Source organism: Senegalimassilia anaerobia JC110 (genome assembly GCF_000236865.1).
In the GTDB taxonomy this organism is placed as follows: Bacteria; Actinomycetota; Coriobacteriia; order Coriobacteriales; family Eggerthellaceae; genus Senegalimassilia; species Senegalimassilia anaerobia.
The window spans coordinates 417,662-438,718 of sequence record NZ_HE611014.1 but is presented as its reverse complement, the minus strand read 5'-3'; the positions used below and the strand labels follow the sequence as shown (position 1 = coordinate 438,718).

Annotated in this window: 13 protein-coding genes and 1 pseudogene; 5 read left to right on the top strand and 9 right to left on the bottom strand. The window is 64.5% G+C overall.

The window, feature by feature from the left end:
- The first annotated feature begins 269 nt into the window (after nucleotides 1–269).
- A complete protein-coding gene (locus SFHG_RS01790; protein WP_042432687.1) occupies nucleotides 270–2,606 on the top strand; it encodes a hypothetical protein in 2,337 nt (778 codons plus the stop codon).
- An 8-nt stretch (nucleotides 2,607–2,614) separates the two neighbouring features.
- On the opposite strand, the gene SFHG_RS01785 is transcribed toward SFHG_RS01790, so the two are convergent.
- Nucleotides 2,615–3,358, bottom strand: a complete 744-nt coding sequence (locus SFHG_RS01785; protein ID WP_042433564.1) for a TlyA family RNA methyltransferase — start codon at nucleotides 3,356–3,358, stop codon at nucleotides 2,615–2,617.
- Nucleotides 3,359–4,623: 1,265 nt separating this feature from the next.
- On the opposite strand from SFHG_RS01785, the pseudogene SFHG_RS11175 reads away from it, so the two are divergent.
- Nucleotides 4,624–4,734 (top strand): annotated as a pseudogene (locus tag SFHG_RS11175) (hypothetical protein); the annotation flags it as partial.
- 62 nt (nucleotides 4,735–4,796) lie between these two features.
- On the opposite strand, the gene SFHG_RS11170 reads toward SFHG_RS11175, so the two are convergent.
- From SFHG_RS11170 to SFHG_RS01760, 5 genes are all read right to left on the bottom strand, one after another.
- Nucleotides 4,797–5,105 (bottom strand): IS3 family transposase, encoded by a 309-nt coding sequence (locus tag SFHG_RS11170; RefSeq protein WP_262362172.1) that lies wholly within the window; start codon nucleotides 5,103–5,105, stop codon nucleotides 4,797–4,799.
- Complete coding sequence (locus tag SFHG_RS01775; RefSeq protein WP_042432686.1) at nucleotides 5,024–6,079, bottom strand: aspartate-semialdehyde dehydrogenase; 1,056 nt, start codon at nucleotides 6,077–6,079, stop codon at nucleotides 5,024–5,026. Before SFHG_RS01775 ends, SFHG_RS11170 begins: the two co-directional genes overlap by 82 nt.
- Nucleotides 6,080–6,349: 270 nt before the next feature.
- Entirely contained in the window at nucleotides 6,350–7,630 is a 1,281-nt protein-coding gene (locus SFHG_RS01770; protein WP_042432683.1) for an aspartate kinase, read from the bottom strand.
- Nucleotides 7,631–8,004: 374 nt separating this feature from the next.
- The gene (locus SFHG_RS01765; protein WP_042432681.1) at nucleotides 8,005–9,336 is read right to left on the bottom strand and encodes an NCS2 family permease; all 1,332 of its coding nucleotides are present in this window, start codon (nucleotides 9,334–9,336) and stop codon (nucleotides 8,005–8,007) included.
- 353 nt (nucleotides 9,337–9,689) lie between these two features.
- A complete protein-coding gene (locus SFHG_RS01760; protein ID WP_042432678.1) occupies nucleotides 9,690–10,928 on the bottom strand; it encodes an MFS transporter in 1,239 nt (412 codons plus the stop codon).
- Between the two features lie 191 nt (nucleotides 10,929–11,119).
- Here SFHG_RS01760 and SFHG_RS01755 point away from each other — a divergent pair, with 191 nt between their 5' ends.
- The 3 genes from SFHG_RS01755 (at nucleotide 11,120) to SFHG_RS01745 (ending at nucleotide 14,106) form a co-directional block, all read left to right on the top strand.
- Nucleotides 11,120–12,076, top strand: coding sequence for a zinc dependent phospholipase C family protein (locus SFHG_RS01755; protein WP_042432676.1), 957 nt, complete (start codon nucleotides 11,120–11,122; stop codon nucleotides 12,074–12,076).
- Nucleotides 12,077–12,132: 56 nt separating this feature from the next.
- A complete protein-coding gene (locus SFHG_RS01750; RefSeq protein ID WP_081468875.1) occupies nucleotides 12,133–13,074 on the top strand; it encodes a trimeric intracellular cation channel family protein in 942 nt (313 codons plus the stop codon).
- Nucleotides 13,075–13,476: 402 nt separating this feature from the next.
- A complete protein-coding gene (locus SFHG_RS01745) occupies nucleotides 13,477–14,106 on the top strand; it encodes a DUF47 domain-containing protein (RefSeq protein WP_042432672.1) in 630 nt (209 codons plus the stop codon).
- A 92-nt stretch (nucleotides 14,107–14,198) separates the two neighbouring features.
- Here the strand turns inward: SFHG_RS01745 and SFHG_RS01740 are convergent, their stop codons facing one another.
- From SFHG_RS01740 to recJ, 3 genes are all read right to left on the bottom strand, one after another.
- Nucleotides 14,199–14,858 carry an MBL fold metallo-hydrolase gene (locus SFHG_RS01740; protein ID WP_042432670.1) on the bottom strand — a complete coding sequence of 220 codons (660 nt, stop codon included), beginning with the start codon at nucleotides 14,856–14,858 and terminating at the stop codon, nucleotides 14,199–14,201.
- Nucleotides 14,859–15,086: 228 nt separating this feature from the next.
- Nucleotides 15,087–17,498 (bottom strand): RelA/SpoT family protein, encoded by a 2,412-nt coding sequence (locus SFHG_RS01735; protein ID WP_042432667.1) that lies wholly within the window; start codon nucleotides 17,496–17,498, stop codon nucleotides 15,087–15,089.
- Nucleotides 17,482–20,847: a single-stranded-DNA-specific exonuclease RecJ gene (recJ, locus tag SFHG_RS01730; RefSeq protein ID WP_042432664.1), complete on the bottom strand. Its 3,366-nt coding sequence runs from the start codon at nucleotides 20,845–20,847 to the stop codon at nucleotides 17,482–17,484. Before recJ ends, SFHG_RS01735 begins: the two co-directional genes overlap by 17 nt.
- Nucleotides 20,848–21,057 lie beyond the last annotated feature (210 nt).

The following is a 21,057-nucleotide window of genomic DNA, read 5'->3' as shown; positions in this document are numbered from 1 at the left end:
TGCTTAACCAGCTGGAAACAGCATCGTTCGAAGGTGGAAACATGAGGGCGCCAGGACCACCGCTGCCCGCTGCTGCCCGCTGCCCACCGTTCCCCGCCGCCGCCCAACACCGGGGAACGCGAGCGAACGGGCAAAGGCAGCGCCGCCCATCTTCGCGCCCGCCCAGCCACCGCCATCCGCCGCCGAAAAAGGCGGGCCTACCCCTTCCGAAAACGATCGCGCATGTCATATCATGTGCGCAACGTTTTCACCTTCGGGGAGGAGCCCCTATGGCAAGCTTCAACGCTCGACCCGCCGGGAACGGCATCACCCGTCGCACCATGATCAAAACGTCCGCCGTGCTCATCGGCTCGTGCGCGCTCGGTTTCACCGGCGTCACCTCGCTCGGATGCAGCGCGGACAACAACGGAGGCGGCGCTTCCTCAGGCGAGTCCGACCAGGTAACGCTGCACGTAGATGGCCAGCGCTTCTTCATCAACGGCGACGCCGCGGGAACCGCGTTCTCGGGCGCGGCGCTTTCCCTGGTCCCGAACCTTGCCGACGGCACCATAGCGCTCTGCTATCGCAATGGCGAAAACCCCGATCCCTGCTGCTTGACGTTGGCGCCGCTTGGGTCCCCTGTCATCGTGACGGGAACGCTGCGCATGCTCAACGTCGACGGCGTGAACTCCGACGGCGTCGTTTCCATCCAACCTGACGCGACCATCAGCGTATTGAGCCTCGGCTCGATCAAGACCGCCTATATCGAAGGGTCGATCGACCATCTCATCGTCGTCGGCAAAAGCGACGCCGTCGCGCACGACGGCGCGCGCATCGGACGGGCCACGCTGGGCGACTCGTGCGCCGACCTGGTCATCAACGCGAACAGCTCCGTGGGCGACGTCGACGCGCCCTTCGAGGCCCAGGTGTCCGGCGAAGGAGCCGGCGGCGCACACGTGGCCATTACCGGCGACGAAGGGGCCGCCGAGCAGCGCCACGGTACGCTGCTCGAGGCCGCGAACGACGATGCCGCCTGGGAAGACGCCATCGCCGCCCTAACCGGCGCCGCAACCACCCAGCAGGCGAAAGCGCCCGCCGGCAGCAGAACCGCCTCCGCAACCGCCGCCTCCACCAACCCCTTCGCCCCGCAAACCGCCTACGCAGACGAGACTGCAGGCAGCACCACCATCGACACGGAGGATACGGCCGACGATGACAGCGACGAGAACCTGCTGTCCTTCACGCCCGGGGAACCCCTGGAAAACGACGGCGAGCCCGACGTGTCATCCAATGATCAGCCCGCCGAAGACTTCCAACAAGACGTGGCCGCGCTGGGCGCGGAAGACCCTGCCCCCGAAGCCGACGTCGCGATCGAGGCCATCGACCTGTTGATCGCCGGCTTGAAATTCATCGGCGAGCAGACGGCGGGGCGCGCCTTCGATTACGGAAGCTCGTCTCTGCTCGATCTGGTGTTCGGCGGCAACGACGAATCGGCGCAGATCATTGCGAAACTTACCGAGATCCAAGGGCAGCTCGACGACATCGAGCGCAAGATCGCGCAGGTCATAGCCCAATTCGACAAGCAGGCCTGCTACCTGCAGGTGAACAATTACCTCAGCAAGTTCTCCGCCGAGATGCGATGGGACCTCTCGAAGCTCAACAGCATGGTGGAATCCATCGACGCGCTGCCCGATGGAAGCGAGAAGGAAGCCCGCCGCAAGGAGTTCGCCGAGAACCTGTACTCGAACCCCCGCTACCAGGTGTGCGGCAGATACGTTTACGACATGGCCGGCGTCCTGGGCAACGAGATTATGCAGTGCTACACCGGCACGAACAAGAACCTGTTCGGCGCGTTCGACGAGCTCATGGTGCTGAGCTACAAGTGGGAGCACCACGGATACGAGATGCGCGCCAACTTCCAAAGCTCAGTGTTGTCGAACTTCATGGCGCTCGTCAACTATTCGACGTTTTGCCTCAACGAGCACTACCTGGCCATCAAAGACGACCCCGAGAAGAAGACTGAGCTTGCCGAGTGGTTGGGCTTTTGGAAGGGCCTGTTCGGAACCGCCACGCTGCCCGAGACAGCGCTGACCTTGCTTGCCGAAGATGACGATGCCGACGGCGCCGCAACGGGCGTCGCCAACGAGGTTGCGGCGATGGCCACCGCGCAAAAGCTGGTGAAACGGGCCGATAACATCCGCTACTACCAGGTGCCGGGGCATCAGGTGCAAATCGCCGCCAACGCCGCGAACGTGCACACGACCAAGGACGGCGGCCTGACGCAAAAGCAGCTCATGAGAGATTCCGCAGGTCATTGCGTTCTCACGCAAGATCAGCTGGTCAACATGTACCTTGACTACGGCAAGAAGAATACGCTCACGGATATCCTGTTCGGCGAAGGCGAGGGCAACCTTGCCGCGCCGCGCAACACGGGGGCGCCCTTCGTTGCCTATCAGCTGCCGCTTATCGACGAACGTCAGATGAAGCATCCATCGCATCTCTATCGCCACAAATACTATGCGCCCATCGTGAACAACGACGGGACGACCGACCGCGCATATGTGGCGTTACACGACAACGGCAAGCGCATATTCAACTTCACGGGCATCGCCGTATACCGCGTATAGACAGATTGCTACCCCTGAAAAATCGCGCGGACCAGGTACTCCACGTTGCCTTCGTGGCCGGTGATGGGGCTTTCGGTGACGCCCGTGCATTCGAAGCCGGCGGCCTCCAAGGCCGCGCGCACCTCGTCGACCGTACGCAGGCGCACGGCCTCGTCGCGCACGATGCCGTGATCGGTTTCGTCGTGCTGGCTTTCGAACTGGGGCTTGATCAGGCCGATGAAGATGGTGCCCGCCTGCGCGAACCGCGCGAACGTGGGCGCCAGGGCCGCCAGACCGATAAAGCTCAGGTCAGCCACCAGCAAGTCGAACGGCGCACCCAGCTCGACGGGGTCCGCCAGCTTGATGTTGGTGCGCTCGAACACCGCCACGCGCGGGTCTTGACGCAGCTTCCACGCCAGCTGCCCGTAGTTCACGTCCACGCACGCCACGCTGCCGGCGCCGGCCTGCAGAAGGCAATCGGAGAATCCGCCCGTCGAGCTGCCGATATCCATGCAGCGCATGCCCGAGACGTCCTGCCCGAACGCGTTGAGCGCGCCCTGCAGCTTGTGCCCGCCGCGCGAGACGAACTTCTTGCGACCCTTCACTACGATATCGGCATCGGGCGCGACCTTGATGGCCGCGCTCGTGACGTATGCATCGTCCACCTTCACCTCGTGCGCCAAAACGGCGCGCAGCACGGTGCCGGCGTCGGGGAACACCCCCTGCTCGACCAGCAGCTCATCCAAGCGTATCTTTTTCGGTTTCTTAGTCATGCGGCCCATTATAGCGAAAGACCTCGTCAGCCCCGCAAGCAAACGCCCCGCCCCACAAGAAACGGGGAGCCGCGGCGTCGTGCTGCAGCGAGGCAAATCGAAAAAAGGCAAGAAGAAATGCACGGGCAACGCCGCGGCATGCCCTACGGAAGCAAACGCCAGCGCACAAAAGCACACGCCAGCACACAGAAGCAAACGCCAGTGCACAAAAGCACACGCCAGCGTAATTCTCTTAGCAGCATGTAAGCAACCGCCTTGACAAGACCGGCGCTCCCCACGTGCAGGCAAAGTCAAACGCGACTGCGAATAATCGTTCATTTTGGCCTCCCTCGGACAGAACGCGCGATTGTTCGCAACCAGCAGGCGCAAAAGCCCCTCAAACCATCTCCGAGCGTGGGGGAGTCGGACACTTTCGACGATATTTCGCACTTTTTAGTCCTGCACCATCTCTGCGAAGCCCTGAGCGTGCGAATAATCGTGCGTTTTGGCCGCCCTTGGACAGAACGAACGGTTATTCGCAATCAGCAGGTCCAAAAACCCCTCAAACCATCGCTGGGTGTCAGGGAATTGGACATTTTTGACGATGGTTTGCAATTTTGAGTCCCACACCGTCTTTACGAGGCCCTGAACATGCGATTAATCGTTCATTTTGTCCCCAGACGACCAAAACGCACGGTTATTCGCACCCGCCATGACCAATACCAGCCAATAGCCGATCACGCTCGGCCCATCGCAGGCAATAAAGCCCGTTCGGCTAGCGCAAGCAATAAAGCCCATTCGCCTTGCGCAAGCAATATAGCCCGTTCGCCTAGCGCAGAAGCGAAAGCACCGCCGACCGTGCGACCGACTGCCCCTTTGCGCACATCGCGCAAGGGAAACCGCCTCGACAACGGCGCCGCCAATCAGGTGTTGGGCCATTTGAAAGATACTGATAATGGGAATCGCGCTATCAACGAGGGTTATCGGCGAAAATGCGCATGAGCCGACGCGACGGCCCATTAAAGAACTGCCGTCGATTCCAGCGACTGGCCTCAACTCGAAGAGCCTCGCGTCGGCCCCGACCAAGGCCGGCCAATGACCTAATAGGAGCATGGGCTCGAGCGCGTGGACCTAGCAACCCGCATGGTACAGCCCCCATCAGTGTTCTGTCTAGCCAGCCTTCGGTTCGGATTGCATCGCAAGCGTTGATCTGAAGGGCTGCATATGAGCGAGTTGGAGAAAGACTTCAAGTCCTTCAGGGAAGGGCATCGCCCGACCTCGAGCTCCTAAAGGCGAACCTCGACACATATGTCGTCCATTGGAACACCCGGTGTCGCCAGGTTAAACCGAAGGGACTGGCCCCGGAGGAGTTCCGGAGCCAGTCCCTAGTGGCATAGTCTTTATTTAAGCCGTCCCAGTTTTGCAGGGAACCCCGTTTCCTGAACGGCAAAGAAGCGAATCAAGCGGCCCGGCTGAGCCTGTACTCGTCTGGGCTGCTTCCGTCTAGGCATCTCTTGATGCGCACGTTGCTATACCAGTCGATAAGCTCCTCCAAATCCCTCTCGAAGATATCGGGGTCGTCTCCCTCCCAATCGTAGTAAAGCTCGGTCTTAACCATCGAGAAGAAGCGTTCGGCCTTTGCGTTGTCGAGGCAATTTACTCCTGCGGAGACAGCAGCTGGGCGATTTACTCCTGCGGAAGCAGCAGCTGGGCGATCTGCACGGCGTTGAGCGCAGCGCCCTTGCGAATCTGGTCGGCGACAACCCACATGGCCAGGCCGTGCTTGACCGTGGGGTCGCGGCGGATGCGACCGACGTAGGTGTCGTTCGTGCCGGCCAGCAGGCCCGGCATGGGATACACGTCGTTAGCGGGGTCGTCCATGACGGTGACGCCCGGCGCGGCGGCAAGCGCCTCGCGAGCGGCCTCGGGCGGCACGTCGCCGACGAACTCGACGTTGATGGACTCGCCGTGGCAGCGCAGCACGGGCACGCGCACGCAGGTGGCGGCCACCCGCACGCCCTCGTCGCCCATGATCTTCTTCGTCTCCGCGACCATCTTCCACTCTTCCTTCGTGGAATCGTCGTCCAGGAACACGTCGATGTGCGGGATGGTGTTGAACGCGATGCGGTGCTTGAACGCCTTGATGGTCAGCTCGTCCTCGGGCTTGCCGTCCAAAAACTCGCGCGTCTGATCGTACAGCTCGGCCATGGCCGGGGCGCCGGCGCCGGATGCCGCCTGGTACGTGGAGACGACAACGCGGGTGATGCGAGCCAGGTCGTAGAGCGGCTTGAGCGCGACCACCATTTGGATAGTGGAGCAGTTCGGGTTGGCGATGACGCCGTTATGCCAGCTCACGTCACCGGGGTTCACCTCGGGCACCACCAGCGGCACGTCCTCGTCCATGCGGAACGCGCTGGAGTTGTCGATCATGACGGCGCCATGGGAGACCACGGCATCGCGCATGGCCTTCGACACGGAGCCGCCGGCGGAGAACAGCGCGATGTCGACGCCCTCGAACGACTCGGGGGCCATCTCCTGCACGGTCAGCTCGCCTGCGGGAACCTGGCCGCAACCCTTGAACGGCAGCTTCTTACCAGCGGAACGCGCGGAAGCCAGCGCGATGACCTTCGACGCGGGGAAATCCAGGTCGTGCAGCACATTCAAGAACTCGTTGCCGACGGCGCCCGTAGCGCCGCAAACCGCAACCACCGGGTTAGCCGGCATAACTTTCGTCCAAGCCATGAGGTCCTCCTCGTTCACGTTCCGGGTTGATATATCGTCAATGATGGGTGCTTTTGCGCCCCATATTGCCTTGAGGGACGCGCGCCGGCCCCTGCCTGCGCGCAATGGGAAAGGAGCCGCGGGATGCTTCGCACCCCCGCGGCTCCAAGCGGTGCGGCCACCGTATGACAGGCCTCGGTACGTGAGCCCTTGGGCTCGTGCGAAGGCGGGGTGCCACGGTCGGCCGCAACGTCGAGCAGTCCGGCTGCCGTCAGGCAGACGGAGCTACAGCTACCTGCCCTTGTTCATCTTGGCGGCGATCTCCTCCGCGGACAGCTGCGTCTCCTCGAACACGCTATCGGAGTCCAGGCCGAAGGCCGTGTGCAGGCAGCGCACCGCAGCAGCGGTCTGGGCGCCGTCGACCACCACGGACAGGCGGATGGGCGACGTGGAGATGGCCAGGATGTTGATGTTGTTCTCGCCGAGGGTCTGGAACGCCTTGGCGGCGATGCCGGGGCTGGACTTCATGCCCGTGCCCACGATGCTGACCTTGGCGATGTCCTCGTCGACCACATATTCGCGCGCGTTGACATCGGGAAGGATGCGCTCCACCGTCTCGCAGGCGCGCTTCTCGTCGGCGCCCGGGCAGGTGAAGCTGATGTCGGTGATGCCGTCCTCGGACACGTTCTGGATGATCATGTCCACGCTCACCTGGTTGCCCGCCAAGGCGCTGAACAGTTTGGCTGCGACGCCGGACATGTCGGGCACGCCGCGGATGGTGACCTTCACTTCCGACGTGTCGTGTGCGATGCCGGTGATGACGGCTTCCTCCATCATGTCGGTTTCCTCCTTGACATAGGTGCCCTCGGCGTCGGAGAACGCCGAACGGGAATGGATGACCACGTTGTACTTGCGGGCGAACTCGACGGCGCGCATCTGCAGGACGCCGGCGCCGGAGCCGGAAAGCTCCAGCATATCGTCGTAGTTGATGGCGTCGAGCTTCTTCGCGCGCGGGCAGATGCGCGGGTCGGCGGTGTAGACGCCGTCCACGTCGGAGTAGATCTCGCACACGTCGGCATTCAGGCCGTGCGCCACGGCCACGGCCGTGGTGTCGGAGCCGCCGCGGCCGAGCGTGGTGATGTCGCCATCGGCGTCGACGCCCTGAAAGCCGGCGACGACGGCGATGGCGCCGCGCTCGAGCGCATCGCGCACGCGCTCGCTGTGCACCATGACGATCTTCGCCTTGTTGTGGAACTTGTCGGTCTCAATGCCAGCCTGACGGCCGGTGAAGCTCATGGCCTTGTAGCCGCGCGCCTCGATGGCCATGGCCAGAAGCGACATGGACACTTGCTCGCCGGTGGAGAGCAGACGGTCCATCTCGCGCAGCGGCGGGTTGTCGTTGAGCGCGGCTGCCAGGCCCACCAGCTCGTCGGTGGTCTTGCCCATGGCGGACACCACGGCGACCACGTCATGGCCGGCCTGCTTCTTCGCGATCAGCTTCTTCGCAACCATTTGGATGCGCTCGGGGCTTGCAACGGACGTGCCCCCGAATTTGCATACGATTAGCGACATGCGTTTCCTTTTTCGGACGGGGTTTCGATTGTTTGCCACTATAGCAAACAACCTCGTAACCACCGCGTCAAACGATGGTTGCGAGGTTGTTTTTTCACAGCGAACGTATGGACGAGCTGGCGATATCGGGCCAAGCGGCAGCGCATTATCGGTTTGCGGGATAGCCGGGGGCCGGATGAGGGCTCGGAACGCGAGACTCGCACGACGAGCGCCGGCCGGGGGCGGGATCGACCAGCAAGCGCACGACGAGCGCCGGCCGGGGGGGCGCGATCGACCAGCAGGCGCCGTCCGAGACACGAGGAGGCCGCGCGATCTTCGCCGCCCCCTTCGCCACGCTCAGCCCAAGCCCTGCGACCCGGGCAACGCGCAACCGCCTACGAGAATGCGACGAACGTGAACAGGAACGCCGCGGACACGATCCACATGAGCGGCTTGACGTCGCGCCAATGGCCCTGCGTCACCTTCACCACCACGTAGGTGATGAAGCCGAAGCCGATGCCGTTGGTGATGGAATAGGTGAACGGGATGCCCATGATGGTGACGAACGCGGGGATGGCCGCCTTAAGGCTTCCCCAGTCGATCTTGCCGATGTCGCTCATCATAAGGTAGCCCACAACCACCAGCGCGCCGCAGGTGGCCGAGCTCGACACCATGCCGATGATGGGAGCTAAAAACGCGCAGACGAAGAACGCCAGGGCCACCACGATGTTGGACAGGCCCGTGCGCGCGCCGGCCGCCGCGCCCGAGGTGGACTCGGCGAACGACGTGATGGAGCTTGCGCCGACGAAGCCGCCGACGATAGCGCCCACGGAGTCGACCATGAGAATCTCACGCGTGTTCTCCACGTTGCCGTCCTCGTCGACGAAGCCGCCCTGCTGGCCCACCGCCATCATGGTGCCCATGGTGTCGAAGAAGTCGCTCATGAGCAGGCTGAACACGAACATGAGCAGCACGGGCTGCACGAACACCTGCACGATGGCCAGGCCGCTGCCGTCGGGCAGCTGCTGGAACGGGGCGCACAGCGCGCTGAAGTCGGGAACGAAATCGAACTCGGTGGGCAGCGCCGTCACGCCGAGCGGGATGCCCACGATGGTGGCCACCACGATGGAGATGAGCAGGCCGCCCTTCGTGCCGCGCACCGTCAATATGATGGCAAGCGCGATGGACACCACGGACACTGTGGCCGTGGGCTCGGTCAGGCTGCCCATGGTGACGAGCGTGGAGGAGTCGGGCGCCAGGATGCCGCCGCCCTTCAGACCGATGAACGCCACGAACAGGCCGATGCCGATGCCGATGGCCTGGCGCAGCGCCACGGGGATGGCGTCCATGACCGCCTCGCGCAAGCCCAGCATGACCAGCACCAGAATGATGACGCCCTCTAAGAACACCACGCCCATGGCGATGCGCCAGTCGAGCCCCATCGACCCGCACAGCGTGAAGGCCACGATGGCGTTGATGCCCATGCCCGATGCCAGCGCGATGGGCCGGTTGGCGATCAGGCCCATGGCCGCCGTCATGACAGCGGCGCCGAAGCACGTGGCCGTGAGCGCGGCGTTGAACGGGATGCCCGCCGCTTCCATCATGGCGGGGTTGACCGCCACGATATAGGCCATGGTCAGGAAGGTGGTAAGTCCCGCCATCACCTCCGTGCCCAACGAGCTGCCGCGCTCGCCCACCTTGAAGAAACGCTCGATAGCCGCTTCCATTGCGCCTTTCCCCTTCCCGGATGCGCGCATTGCGGCGCACCCCCTCTTCCACCCGCGCCCCCACAGCGCGGCGGCCGCCCGCGCAAGCGCACGAGCGGCCGGAGACAAATCATCATATGCGGAAAAACCGCAACCGCCAGATTAGCACACGCGGGGACGACGAGCTCGACGCAGGCGGTGGGAGGACCAGGCAAGAGGGCGAGCTGCGGGAGGCGGGCGGCGAACTGTGCAACGCAGGAAGCGAAGCGGCGTGGCAGGCGGCTAGCGGTGCAACGCAGGAGGCGAAGCAGCCTGGCGGGCGGCAAATGCGGACGGCGAAGCGCCTAAGCGGAGGGGCAAGCTGCGAGGGAGGGCTAGCGGGCGTCCTCCTCGGGCATCTTCCAAAGCAGGACGAAGCCGACGATGAACAGCACGGCCACGCTAAGGACGCCGTAGCTGCTTGAGCCCGTGAGCTGGGTGAACACGCTTACCAGCAGCGTCCCCATGATGGTGGCGTACTTGCCGAAGATATCGAAGAAGCCGTAGTACTCGTTGGCGTTCTCCTTCGGGATGAGCTTGCCGAACTCGCTGCGCGACAGCGCCTGGATGCCGCCCTGGAACAGGCCCACGCACACGGCCAGCACCCAGAACTCGGCGGCGGAGCGCAGGAAGAACGCGGCGAACAGCGTGATGCAGAAGTACGCGAACACCGCGATCAGCAGCATGCGCTTGGTGCCGAAGCGCCCGGCAAGACGCCCGTAGGCGATGGCGGACGGGAACGCCACGAACTGCGTCACCAGCAACGCCAACACCAGCTGCGTGGAGTCGATGCCCAGGTCGGTGCCGTAGCTGGTGGACATGGTGATGATGGTGTGCACGCCGTCGATGTAGAAAAAGAACGCCAGCATGAACATGAGCAGGCGCTTGTCGCGCGCGATCTTCTTGCACGTGCCCGCCAAGCCCTTGAGCGTATGGCGGAACAAGTGCTCCTCGCGCGCCTTGAAGTGCGTCTGGTGCACGTCGAGCAGCACCGGCACGGAGAACACCAGCCACCACGCCGCGGTGATGACGAACGAGATGCGGATGCCGTCAAGCTGCCCGATGCCGAAGCTGCTGCCGAACAGCACGATGACCAGGCACACGATGAACGGGATGCAAGATCCGATATAGCCCCACGCATAGCCTTGGGACGAAACCTCGTCGTAGCGATCCTGCTCGGTGGCGTCGACCAGGAACGCATCGTAGAACACCAGCGACGCGTTGAGCATGACCGACGAGAACACGTATATAGCCAGGAACACCATGGCGTTGCCGGGCACGCCCATGACCGCGAGCGACACCGCGCCCGTGCCGATGGTTCCCGCAAGGAACTTCTTCTTGTTGCCCTTCAGATCGGCCAGGCTGCCCAGAAACGGCATGAGCAGGGCAAGCGCCAGCGAGGCCACCGTAGTCGCATAGCCCCAGGCCACCACGGCGGACGACCCAGGTTCGGCGATGGCCGAGAAATAGATGGGGATGAGCGTTGCCGCCAGCATGACGTATGCGGAGTTTCCCACGTCGTACAAAACCCAGCTGCGCTCGCGTTTCGACAGGCTGCGAAGGCCCAATCCCATGGCTGCTCCTTGCTATCGGCAAGGCCCACGCCGCCCGCGGGAACCCGCCGACGCGCAGGCCCGTACGGTTCTGAACACCGAATCGTGCATGTACGTTGAACGCCGCCGAGCGGCGCGCAAACCATTGTATATGATGGCTATAATCGTCCACGTAAAATGAATGTCAGCCACACGAGAAACGGGGATACGGAATGCCAGCAATCATCACCCATGATTTCTTCGGACGCGACGTGTACGACGCGCTGTTCCAGACCATCGGCGGATCGCGCGACGAAGCCGACGCGTTCCTGCTGGGAAACCAAGGCCCCGACCCGCTGTTCTACGCGGTGGCCGACTTCCGCGCCACGGCGTACCACAAGCTGGGCAACACCATGCACAGCCGAAAGCCCGCCGAGCTGCTGGCGGCGCTGAAGGACTCCCTCGGCGTCCTGGACCCCGAGGAGAAGCCGCTCGGACGCGCCTACGCGCTGGGCTTCCTTTGCCACTACGCGCTCGATTCCACCGTGCACCCGCTGGTGTACTGCCACGAGCATGCGCTATGCGACGCAGGCGAGCCGGGCTTGACGCGCGATGACGGCAGCGAGGTGCACGGCGTCATTGAAAGCGAGCTCGACGAGATGGTGCTGTTCGCCAAGCGCGGCGACACCGTGGCCGTGTTCAACCCCTCGCGTGAGATCCTGCACGCAAGCGAGGCGGTGCTCGATGCCGTGTCGAAGATGTACGCCTACCTGGCCCTGAACGTGTACGGAGAAGTGGTCCCGCACAACCTGTTCCGCCTGTCGGTGCACGGGTTCCGCCTGGTGCAGCGCTTGTTCTGGTCGCCTACCGGCATCAAGCGCGACCTCATCGGCCGCATCGAGCGCCTGGCGCGCCCGCATTCGTTCTACCAGTCCATGAGCCATCGCCCGGTGGCCGCCGCCGAAAGCGTGTTCGACAACCACGAGCACGACGCCTGGACCAACCCCTTCACCGGCGACGTGCGCACCACCGGCTTCTGGGACCTCTACGATCAGGCGCAGTACAAGGCGAAGGACCTGATCGCAGCCTTCGACCAGCCGGGCTTCACCGTCGAGCGGACGCGCGAGCTGACCGGCGAGCTGGACTTCTCCGGCCGCCCCACGCAAGCCCAGCTGCTGGCGGTGGAATAGCGGGCTGCGGGCGGCAACCTCATCCTATATAACGACTCCCATATGAAAGGGTATTCATGCTGGAAGTAGCCCTGGCTATCCCCTATTGGCTCGAGCTCGCCGCAACCATTGCAGGCGCCATCTTCGGAGCGCTCAGCGCGGTACGGGCGAAATACGACATCTTCGGCGTGTGCTGCATCGCCATCGTGGTCGGCCTGGCCGGCGGCATCACGCGCGACATCCTGCTGCAGGATTACGGCATCTACGCCTTCCAGAAGCCGAACCTGATCCTCGCCTGCATCGCCGCCGGCATCGTGGCGTTCTACTTCGGCAAGCTCATGACGTACTTCGACCCGTTCATGGACCTCCTGGACAACCTGTCGGTGGCGCTGTGGGCCATCATCGGCACGGGCAAGGCGCTCTCCGCCGGTCTTGACCTGGTGCCCGCCGTCATCCTAGGCACCATCACCGCCAACGGCGGCGGCATCGTGCGCGACATCTGCATGAACCGGGAACCCGAGGCGTTCCAAGCGGGCACGGTGTACGTGAGCGCGGCGTTCATCGGCGCGCTTGCCTTCGCCGTCATGAAGCAAAACCACCTGCTCGATCAGTATGCGGCCATCACGTGCGTCGTGCTGGTCATGGGCATCCGCTACGCCTCGCTGGCGTTCGGCTGGCGAACTCGCCCGGCGCGCGACTACTCCGACGTGGTCACGCAAGCCGTCGCCCAGCCGGTCAAGCGCATGGCCAACCGCGTGCGCGCCCGTCGCCGCCCCACCGGCTTCCAGGCTCAGACCACCGGCCTGACCGGCCCCATCCCCCCGGTTACCGCCAAGGGCGTCACCGGCAGCATGCCGCCCATCGCCTCTCCGAGCGCCACCGGCAGCATAGCCCCTATCGCATCCGACGGCTCGTCGCCGGATAGCGCCTTGGGCAACGGCGTTACCAGCACCGACGGCGAGAATCGCTGCTATCCGGAAAGCGACGATCAGCCGCCGCGCCCCGAGAGCGAGACGTAAGGGGCCCCGCAGGCCCAGGCAACGCCCGACGCACGCAGCCCCATCTGCTGGGGCTTCCGCAGGTGGAAGCATGCGCGGCCGGCCTCCAACCAAGCATCCGGCCGCATCGGCCCGCCGGGGCATCCAACTCGTCCGCTAGCTGCCCCGTCAGCGAAAGCGCGCGGTTGGGCAGCATCGCCCCATCCGCCCCGGCTGGCGGGAGCCCCCATCCAACCGCGCCGCCAGCTGGGGCATCCGCCCCAGCTGTTGCGGAAACGGGGCATCCAAATATAACGGGATGTTGACGGTTCGCGTCTTTCGCAACGCCGCCGTGGATTCCCCGTTTCCAGCACGTTGACTTGCGTTACACTTTGGAATCGCACGTGCGAACGTGGTAGGTACTTGTTCTTAGAAGGAGACCCCATGGGCAGGAAGCACAAGTTCGACTATTTCGGCGCATTCGAGCAGCACTCGAAGCTTGCTGTCGCCGAGTCGGCATTGCTGGTTGAAACCATCGAGCAGTTCACGGAAGCATCCGCGCTCGAAGAGAACACGCAGAAGGCGCATGAGATCGAGCACGAGGGCGACACGATCAACCACAAGATCTTCAAGACGGTCGCCACCGACTTCATCACCCCCATCGACCGCGAGGACATCATCGAGATGTGCCAGGCGCTCGACGACATCGTCGACGACATCGAAGACGTCATGCTGCGCTTCTACATGTACGACATCCACTTCATGCACGACCAGGCCATCGAGTTCGCAAAGCTCATCCAGGGCAGCTGCGAGGCGCTCGATAAGGCCATGTGCGACTTCCGCAACTTCAAGAAGTCGAAGAACTTCGTGCACCTCATCGTGAAGGTCCACGACCTTGAGGAGCAGGCCGACCAGCTCTACACCAAGGTCATCCGCGACCTGCATGTAAACGACTATGACAACCCCATGCGCGTGCAAGTGTGGACGAACCTGTTCGACAGCATGGAAGCCTGCTGCGACGCATGCGAGCTTGCAGCCGACGTCATGAACACCATCATGCTGAAGAACGTGTAGGCACAGGCTGCACAAATCCATAGAATCGCGAAAGGCCCGCTCACGCGGGCCTTTCTCATGTGATTGCAAGTTTGCGGCCAGGCCGCTGCGCCTTATGCGTAGAAGGCGAACACGCGGCGACGCTCGCCGCCGATGGTGGTCAGGTTGCCGTGACCGGGCAGGACCACGGTGTCGTCGGGCAGAACCGCCAGGCGCTTGAGCGACTTGCGCATGGCCGACATGCTGCCGCCGCTGAAGTCGGTGCGGCCGATGGAGCCGAAGAACAGCGTGTCGCCGGCAATGAGGACCGGCTTGGCATCCAGGCGCTCGGTGAGCGAGGAATCCAGGAACAGGCACATGCTGCCCTCGGTGTGGCCGGGGGTGCTGATGACCTTCCACGGCATGTTGCCGATCTTCACCACGTCGCCATGGTTGACGCGCTGGTCGACCGGGCATGCGGGGAACTTCTGGTCGTCGCGCGGCACGGGCTTGTCGCCGCAGATCATGTCGGCGTCGATGGCCGAGGCGATGACGGTGGCGCCCGTGAGGCTGCGCAGCTCGGCAGCGGCCGCCACATGATCGGAGTGGCGATGCGTCAGCACGATGGCATCGAGCTTGCGCCCGCCCAAAGCCGCCGCGATCTTTTTCGCATCGCTTGCGGGGTCCACCACGAAGGTGGCGGAGCCGTCCGACACAACGTAGACGTTGGTTTGATACGGCCCCAGAACCAGGAACGACGCGTCGACACACGTTCCCTTCACCTTATATGCCATGTTGTCCTCCTACATCAGTATCTTCGAACGTCGAGGGCGGACGATATCGCCCCTCGACCCTGTAACGGGAATGGACCCCATCGAAGCGCCCATTCCCCCTATCCAACCAAGTCGACGCGGGAAAGCGGGCCGCCTCCGGGAGGTTTCCGGAGCCGGTCTCCCCGCATCCGATCGAGCACCGAAATCCGCCACCCGGGAAACCCGGGCGTCAGGCGCTCCGCCCATCCCCTACAAGAGGGCGGAATCCTTCCCTCCGCCGACCTTCGGCACCATGCGGCGGGCATCGAACACGCCCTCGAGCGCCTTGAGCTTGCTGAGGATGATGTCAATGTGCGTGATGTCGCTGACCTGGAACAGGAAGCGCATCTCGGCCATGCCGTCGCGGTGCGATACCGTGTTCGACGACAAGACGTTCGCCCCCATGCCCGACAGCACGAGCACGACGTCGGAAAGCAGCTGCAGGCGATCGAGCGCCTCGATGTAGACCTCCACCTTAAACGATGTGTTCTTCGGCAGGTCGCTTTCCCAGTGCACCTTCATGATGCGCTCGGGCTGGGCCATGAGCTCCTTGGCGTTCGGGCAGTCGCGCCGGTGCACCGACACGCCGCGACCGCGCGTGACGAAGCCGATGATTTCGTCGCCCGGCACGGGGTTGCAGCAGCGGGACAGGCGCACGAGCGCGCCTTCCACGCCTTCCACCACCACGCCGTTGGAGCTTTTCGTCTCGTGCTTCTTCGGCTTGTTCACCAGCGTGAGCATGGGCGGCAGCTTGCCGGTGGTCATGGCCGCCGTGCCCAGGTTCAGCGGATCGGGCTGCTGGTCGCCCTTGCGGCCCAGCTCGGCGAGCAGGCGGTTGGCAACGCTTTGCACGCTCTCCTTGCTGGTGCCGATGTTGACCAGCATGTCGTCGGCATCCTTGTAGCCCAGGTGCTCGGCGACGGTGCGCAGCGCGCGCTCGGAGCGGGTGTTGGAGATGCCAAGGCCGTGCTTGCGCATCTCGCGCGCCAGCTTGTCGCGGCCGCTGAGCAGGTCGTCGGCGCGGGTCACCTTGCTGAAATACGCGCGGATCTTGTTGCGCGCGCTGGGCGTCTTCACGATGTTGAGCCAGTCGCGGCTGGGGCTTGCCGACTTCTGCGTGAGGATCTCCACGCGGTCGCCCAGCTGCAGCTCGTAGGCCAGCGGCACGATGGCGCCGTTGACCTTCGCGCCCACGCAGTGGTTACCCACCTCGGTGTGGATGGCATAGGCGAAGTCAACGGGCGTGGATCCGGCGCGCAGGCTCATGGCCTCGCCCTTCGGCGTGAACACGAACACCTCGGTAGGTGCCAGGTCCACCTTCAGGTCCTTCAAGAACTCGCGCGAATCGTGCGTCTCGTCCTGCCAGTCCACCATCTCGCGCAGCCAGGCCAGCTGCTTGTCCATGGAGTCGTTGCTGCCGCGCCCGCCCTTCTCCTTATAGCGCCAGTGCGCCGCCACGCCATACTCGCTTTGGCGGTGCATCTCCTCGGTGCGGATCTGCACCTCCAGCGGCCTGCCGGCGGGCCCGATGACCGTGGTATGCAGGCTCTGGTACATGTTGAACTTCGGCATGGCGATGTAGTCTTTGAACCGCCCGGGCATGGGGTGCCACAGCGTGTGCACCGCGCCCAACGCCGAGTAGCAATCCTTCACCGACTTGACGATGATGCGCACGGCGATCAGGTCGTAGATCTCGGAGAAGCCCTTGCCCTTCTTCGCCATCTTCTGATAGATGCTGTACAGGTGCTTGGGGCGGCCCATGATCTGCGCCTGGATGCTCACCTTGTCCATCTCGCCGCGCAGCACGGAGATAACCTGGTCAAGGTACTCCTCGCGCTCAAAGCGGCTTTCGGTGACCATGCGCGAGACCTGCTTGAACTTGTTGGGCTCGAGGTAGTAGAAGCTCAGGTCCTCAAGCTCCCATTTGATGGAGTTGATGCCTAGGCGGTGCGCGATGGGCGCGTAGATCTCAAGCGTCTCGCGCGACTTGAAGATGCGGCGGTCCTCCTTGAGCGCCGCCAGGGTACGCATGTTGTGCAGGCGGTCGGCCAGCTTGATGACGATGACGCGGATGTCCTTGCTCATGGCGACGAACATCTTGCGGATGGTTGCCGCCTGCTCGTCGGTGAGCGTTTCCACCTCGATGCGCGTGATCTTGGTGACGCCGTCGACGAGCTGCGCCACGTGCGGGCCGAACTCCTGCTCGACCAGCTGGCTGGTCACGTCGGTGTCCTCCACCGTGTCGTGCAGAAGCGCCGCGCACAGCGTTTCCACGTCCATGCGCAGGTCGGCTAGGATGATGGCCACCTCCACCGGATGCGCGATGAACGGCTCGCCCGACTTGCGGCACGCGCCCTCATGGGCCGCAGCGGCGAAGCGAAAGGCCTTCTCGAGCTTGGCCTCCTCCTCATCGGTCAGGTAGCCGCGCGTCATATCCTGCAGGTCAGCAAAGCGCTCATCAGGGGTTTTCTCGCCCTTGGGCAGCACCTTGGTGGCCTCGGTGGAAAACGCCTTCTCCGCCACGTGCGGGCGGCCCAGCAGGCTATCGTCGACGGTTTGCCGGACAACGTCGGGCTGCGCCCCCAGCAGGCCCTGATCCGATCGGCTATTCGACTTGTTCATTTCCAGCCTCCTTTGCAACGGCGGTGGTGGGCAGGATGGGATGGGAGACGCGCCTCTGCAGGTCGCAGGCGTTGCTGCGCATGACCCAATCGCGGAACGCGTGGAAGATCTCACGCTCATCCATTCCCTCGCGATAGCGCACGCTGTCGGTGAGCTGCACCTTGTCCTGCGTGTCCTTCACGTGGATGGAGCGGACCAACCCGTCGGGACCGAACATGGCGTGCGCCTCGATAAGCCCCAGCTCGCGGAACACCGCCACGGCGCACGTGACCGACGCCGTGTTCACCGGGAAGATGTCGGTGGACACGTTCTTGGCCAGCTCGGCATCGCTGGTGGTGAAGAACAGCGTATCGGAGGCGCGCTGCATATCGCGCAGCTTGCGATACACCTGCGCCAAGCTGTCATGGCACGGCGTCATATCCGCCAGGATGCGCTCGTTAAGGGCGCAATCGTTGCGGCTGAACAGCAGGTGCACGCAGGCCGGCTTGCCGTCACGTCCGGCACGGCCCGACATCTGGTTGAATTCTATTTCATTGAACGGCATGTGGTACAGCACCACATGGCGGATGTTCGGGATATCCACGCCCTCGCCGAACGCGCTGGTGGCGATGAGCACCAAAAGCGCATCGGTGCGGAACAGCTGCTCAATGCGTTTGCGCTCGCTGCGCGACAGGCCGGCGTTGTAGAAGCCGATGAGCGGCGCCACCTGCGGCGCGTGCTTGCGCAGCGCGCGGGCGACGGCCACGGACTGCTCGCGGGAGTTCACGAACACCACCGTCTTCTCGCCGGTTGCCACCAGGTTGGCCAGGTAGTTGTCGCGGCTGGGCACGTTGCGGCGGTCGTCCAAGCGCAGATTCGGGCGATCGGAGGCGTCGAACACGCACGCGTCGATGGGAAGCTCGCGGCGCACCGCCTGCGCGCACTCGTCATCGGCCGTGGCGGTAAGCGCGAGCACCGTGGGGTTGCCCAACCTGCGTACCGCGGCGCCGATGGTGGCGTACGCCTCGCGCTGGCCGGCGCGCGCCAGGCCCACATGGTGCGCCTCGTCGACCACCACGAACTTCACGCGACCGGTATAGGCGAACGAGTCGGCGTGCCAGGCCAAAAACTCGGGCGTGGTCAGCGCGATGTCCACGCTGCCGTCGGCCAGGCCCGCGAACGCCTGACGGCGCTCGTCGACCGTGGACTCGCCGGTGAGCGTGACCACGGTGATGCCGAAAGGCGCCAGCGCCTCGCGCAGATGAAACGCCTGGTCGGCGATGAGGGCGCGCAGCGGATACACGAACAGGCTGGCCTCGCGGGCAGCCAGCGCGCGCAGCGTGGCATGCACCTGGAAGGTCAGCGATTTGCCGCGGCCCGTGACCATGACGCCGAGCACCGACCTGCCTTCGGCAAGGTTGTCCAAGATGTCGCGTTGCGCCTGGTGAAGCTGGCCGTCGCCGATGATGGCGCGCACGATGTGCTCGCGCAGGCGCTGCGGGTCCTGGCGCGCCATGGCCTCCCAATGGGCGCGGTTGACCTCCAGCTCGTTCTCGTATTCCTCGATGGCCTCGGGGTCGTGCGGCGCGTCGGCGCACAGCTCCTCGTCGCGCGTGGCGTACAGGTCGCTCACGAAGCTGAGGTTCTCCGGGTTCAAGCACGCCTCCAGGGCGACGCACGTGCGCGCCGGCGACAGCGACTTGAGCATGGCCTTCACGCTGCGGCGGTTCTTCCATTCGTCTATCTGCACCTCGAACGCGGCGTTGACCACGCTGTCGGTTTTCATGAGCGCCTCGATGTCGTTGCAGTGGAACATGATGCCGGCCACCGTGGTGCGCCCGTTGGAAAGCGAACACGAGAAGTGGTTGCGCTCGGCGCCCACCGCGCGGCTGTGCAGCAGCGTGACGTCGCGTGCCAGATACACGGGCACGGGATGCTCCTGGCCGAACGGGGCCAGCGCATCGAGCTGCGCCACGTTGCGCAGCGTGAGCTCGTCGAGGTTCACGCAGGCGTCGATGGTGACGAGGGGGTGGAACGCCCCCTCGGGCAGCGCGTCCATGTACTCGCACAGGCGGCGCTCGAACTCGGGCAGTTTCTCGGTGGGAAGCGTCACGCCCACGGCCGCCTCGTGCCCGCCGAAGCGCAGCAGCAGGTCGGAGCAGCTTTCCACGGCCTTGAACAGGTTGACCTGGCCCACGCTGCGGCCGCTGCCGCGCGCCTCGTCGCCGTCGATGGTGAACAGCAGGCAGGGCACGCCGTAGGTGTTCACCAGGCGGCTTGCCACGATGCCCTTCACGCCCTCGTGCCACCCTTCGCCGGCCACCACCAGGGCGCGCTGGCCCTTGTAGGTTTCGGCGGCCTGGGCCTTGGCGATCTCGGAGAGCTCCGCCTCGATGGCTCGGCGCTGGTCGTTGACGCCCTCGAGGCGCTGCGCCTGCTGGTTGGCCTGCTCGAAATCGTCGGTGAGCAGAAGGTCGAGCGCCAGCTGCGCGTCGCCCATGCGGCCGGCGGCGTTCAGGCGCGGGATGATGGAGAAGCTGAGGTTGGTGGCGGTGACCTGCTTGCCGGAGGCGCCGGAGGTGCCGAGCAGCGCGGCGATGCACGGGCGCGGGGCCTGGTTGATGCGGCGCAGGCCGTCGGCCACCAGGGCGCGGTTCTCATCGCGCATGGGCATGAGGTCGGCGATGGTGCCGAGCGTGGCGAAGTCGGTGTACTGGCGCCACAGGTGCGGCTTGCCGAAGCGCCCGCCCAGCGCCTGCACCATCTTGAGCGCCACGCCCACGCCGGCCAGGATGGCGCTGGGGCAGGCGGGGTCGCGCTTCGGGTCGGCCACGGGCACGCCCTCGGGCACCAGGTCGGAGGGCTCGTGATGATCGGTGACGGCCACTTCGATGCCGCGCTCCTGCAGCAGGCGCACCTCGGCCTTGCAGGCGATGCCGCAGTCGACGGTAACTAGGAAGTCAGGCTTGACCTGCGACAAGCGCTCGATGGCCGCCGGGGTGATGGCGTAGCCCTCCTCGAAGCGACGGGGGATGAACGGCGTGACGCGCGCGCCGAACTCGCGCAGGCCGCGCGTCATGACGGTGGTGGCGGAGATGCCGTCCAAGTCGAAATCGCCGAACACGAGGATGTGGTCGCCGCGGCGGATGGCGGCCTCAAGCGCATCGGCGGCCTCGGACAACCCGGGGATGATGTAAGGGTCGCGCCAGTCGCGGTCCAGCGACGGCGTGAGGAAACGATTCGCGGCTTCCGGGGTGTCGATGCCGCGCGAAACGAGCGTGGCCGCGATGAAGTGCGGCATGTGCAGCTCGCGCTGCAGGGATGCGACCGCCTCGGGCTCTGCCGCCTTGATGTTGAATCTGGCAGACATGGTGGGTACCTACTTATTGCAGTGCTTTCCTATAGTTCGCCTCTATTGTCGCACAAGTGCATGGCGGCGCCGCCGGGAAGTGCCGCGGTCGGCGGGCAACGTGGCAAGCTGTTCGGGCGACGCGCCCTGATGCGCTACGGAAGCGCACGAGAAGGCGCGACCACGCGATGCCGTCCCGGCTGCCGCGCCCGCGCCGTACCCGCTGCCGCG

Excerpts from the sequence above, each read along its gene's own strand:
- SFHG_RS01790 (WP_042432687.1), top strand. The coding sequence starts at position 270 with ATGGCAAGCTTCAACGCTCGACCCGCCGGGAACGGCATCACCCGTCGC.
- SFHG_RS01785 (WP_042433564.1), bottom strand. The coding sequence starts at position 3,358 with ATGACTAAGAAACCGAAAAAGATACGCTTGGATGAGCTGCTGGTCGAG.
- SFHG_RS01775 (WP_042432686.1), bottom strand. The coding sequence starts at position 6,079 with ATGGCTTGGACGAAAGTTATGCCGGCTAACCCGGTGGTTGCGGTTTGC.
- SFHG_RS01770 (WP_042432683.1), bottom strand. The coding sequence starts at position 7,630 with ATGTCGCTAATCGTATGCAAATTCGGGGGCACGTCCGTTGCAAGCCCC.
- SFHG_RS01765 (WP_042432681.1), bottom strand. The coding sequence starts at position 9,336 with ATGGAAGCGGCTATCGAGCGTTTCTTCAAGGTGGGCGAGCGCGGCAGC.
- SFHG_RS01760 (WP_042432678.1), bottom strand. The coding sequence starts at position 10,928 with ATGGGATTGGGCCTTCGCAGCCTGTCGAAACGCGAGCGCAGCTGGGTT.
- SFHG_RS01755 (WP_042432676.1), top strand. The coding sequence starts at position 11,120 with ATGCCAGCAATCATCACCCATGATTTCTTCGGACGCGACGTGTACGAC.
- SFHG_RS01750 (WP_081468875.1), top strand. The coding sequence starts at position 12,133 with ATGCTGGAAGTAGCCCTGGCTATCCCCTATTGGCTCGAGCTCGCCGCA.
- SFHG_RS01745 (WP_042432672.1), top strand. The coding sequence starts at position 13,477 with ATGGGCAGGAAGCACAAGTTCGACTATTTCGGCGCATTCGAGCAGCAC.
- SFHG_RS01740 (WP_042432670.1), bottom strand. The coding sequence starts at position 14,858 with ATGGCATATAAGGTGAAGGGAACGTGTGTCGACGCGTCGTTCCTGGTT.
- SFHG_RS01735 (WP_042432667.1), bottom strand. The coding sequence starts at position 17,498 with ATGAACAAGTCGAATAGCCGATCGGATCAGGGCCTGCTGGGGGCGCAG.
- recJ (WP_042432664.1), bottom strand. The coding sequence starts at position 20,847 with ATGTCTGCCAGATTCAACATCAAGGCGGCAGAGCCCGAGGCGGTCGCA.